The 494-nt window shown below is 39.1% G+C and carries 1 protein-coding gene; it reads left to right on the top strand.

What is annotated here, in order from left to right; genetic code table 11:
• Positions 1-494 (top strand): hypothetical protein (locus AC4AGG_RS16800; RefSeq protein ID WP_489773170.1); only part of this gene is annotated, 494 nt, incomplete at both ends.

Here is a 494-nt window from a genome sequence, read left to right as displayed (position 1 = left end):
TCCATCTCAATTGATACAGATAGTATTGCATACATTGAAAGTAATTCTACTTTTCATACCTATACTTTCCGCATTCACAGAAGCAATGAAACCCCAAACTCACCTGTTGAAAACTTGGTGCTTTCTTCACTTCCTGATGGAACCTACAAAGAATTTGTTATTACATACAATCTTTCAGAAGCCGAAAAGCAATTGGTTGCAGATGGAAATGTTTCTGCCGTCAATTTTACTGACAAGATAGATGTACAAGGTTTTACAAGTGGAACATTCTCAGGAAATATTTTTGCAAAAACAGTTTGCGAATGGAAGGATTATTCTTACTATACTTATTGTAGTTTGGGAGGGCATCATAACGGAGAGTTATCCGTAGAAGACGGAGGGACTTGTCCTGCTGAGGTTCAATCTATTTTGGTTGTGGACATTCAACTTGTCTGTATGGAGGATGGAAGTGGAGGAACAACAGCAGGAAGCACGGCACAATCTCCTGTATTGGG

This window comes from Chryseobacterium sp. CG10_8 (assembly GCF_058117085.1).
The sequence above is the reverse complement of the archived record's forward strand: the minus strand, read 5'-3'. Positions and strand labels throughout refer to the sequence as shown.